This window comes from Streptomyces sp. UNOB3_S3 (assembly GCF_020740895.1).
Lineage (GTDB): Bacteria > Actinomycetota > Actinomycetes > Streptomycetales > Streptomycetaceae > Streptomyces.
Genome location: NZ_JAILXP010000672.1, coordinates 1 through 1,557, shown reverse-complemented (window position 1 = coordinate 1,557; position 1,557 = coordinate 1). Strand labels below are relative to the sequence as shown.

General features: G+C 75.3%; 2 protein-coding genes. One reads left to right on the top strand and one right to left on the bottom strand.

Going from position 1 to position 1,557, the window contains the following annotated elements; all coding sequences use genetic code 11:
* Positions 1-450, top strand: a 450-nt coding sequence (locus tag K6I33_RS34910) for an FAD-dependent monooxygenase (RefSeq protein ID WP_229358808.1), incomplete at its 5' end; no start/stop codon positions are given.
* On the opposite strand, the gene lnt is transcribed toward K6I33_RS34910, so the two are convergent.
* The coding region (gene lnt / locus K6I33_RS34905; protein WP_229358807.1) for an apolipoprotein N-acyltransferase at positions 396-1,557 on the bottom strand (1,162 nt) is incomplete at its 5' end. The two genes, K6I33_RS34910 and lnt, sit on opposite strands and share 55 nt — an antisense overlap.

The following is a 1,557-nucleotide window of genomic DNA, read 5'->3' as shown; positions in this document are numbered from 1 at the left end:
ATCCTGCGCAACGACGTCCACAGCACGACCCGCCCCCTGCCCGCCTTCCACCGGGGCCGGGTCGCCCTCCTCGGCGACGCCGCCCACGCCATGGCCCCCAGCCTCGGCCAAGGCGGCTGCCAGGCCATCGAGGACGCCGTCGTCCTCGCCCACGCCCTGCTGGCCACCGGCGACCACTGCGACGCCCTGGCCGAGTACACCCGGCAGCGCCTGCCGCGCACCACGGCCGTCGTCCGCCGCTCGGCCCGCGTCGCCCGCCTGACCCGCCTCTCCTCACCCCTCGCGTGCGCCCTGCGCACCGCCGCCCTCACCACCGTCAACCGCTTCGGCCCCCGCGTCGCCCTGCGGAGCCTCGACGGCGTGGCCGACTGGCGCCCGCCCGTACGGCCCGCGCGTCACACGTCTGCGGACTTCCCGACAAGCCGGATGAGCAGCTCCACGACCCCGTAGAGAACCAGCACCGTCAACGAGGCGTAGACGGCCCAGTCGCCGGCCCGGACGTACGGGCTGGTGCCGCGCGCCAGGGGCACGTCGTAGACGGCCGCGGCGCTCCGGTCCGTGCCCAGCCGCTCGCCGACGATCCGTCCCCGCGGATCCGCCACCGTGCTCACGCCCGTCAGTGTCGCGTGCACCATGGGCCGCCAGGTCTCGGCGGCCCGCAGCGCCGCGAGCGAGGCGTGCTGGGCGGGCGCCCAGCTCTGCTGAAAGGTGGACGTGGCCGACTGCGCGACGAGCAACTGGGCCCCGTCCCGGGCCAGCTGCCGGCTCATGTCCGGGAAGGCCGACTCGAAGCACACCAGCGGCCCGACGAGCAGCCCCCGGCCCCGGGTGTCCGGCAGCCGCATCACCACCTGCGCCTCGCCGCGCCGCCGGTCCTCACCGGCCGCCTTCCCCACGGACGTCGCCCAGCCGAGCAGCGAGCGGGCCGGAACGTACTCGCCGAAGGGCACCAGCCGCATCTTGTCGTAACGGTCCCCGGTCGGCCCCTCCGGCCCGACCAGCACCGAACTCTTGAAGATCCCCGGCCGGTCCGAACGCCGCGCGTCCACGTTCACCAGCAGGTCAGCGCCGACGGTCCGGGAGAGCGCGGCCAGCCGGTCGCGCAGGTCGGGCCGGCTCCCCAGATCCTGCCCCACGCTGCTCTCGCCCCACACGACGAGATCCACCCGCTGCCCGGCCAGCCTCTTGGTCAGCTCCTCCTCGCGATCGAAGCGCCGCTGCACACTGCCCACTCCGTCGACGATCCCGGGCTGAACGACCGCCACCCGCACCGTCCCCGCGAGCTCCGGCACCGGCGCCCACCCCCACACCCCGGCGACCGCCGCCGTACAGGCGAGCACGCCCGCGACGGCCACCGTACGAGCGCAGGGCGCCGAAACCAGCGCGACGACCGCGGTGTTCACCGCCACCAGCACGAACCCCACCAGCCAGACGCCCCCCACCGACGCCATCCGCAGCGCCGGGGCGACCTGCCACTGACTGGCCCCGAGCAGCCCCCAGGGTCCGCCCAAGTACTCCCAGGACCGCACGAGTTCGACGCCGATCCACCCGGACGGC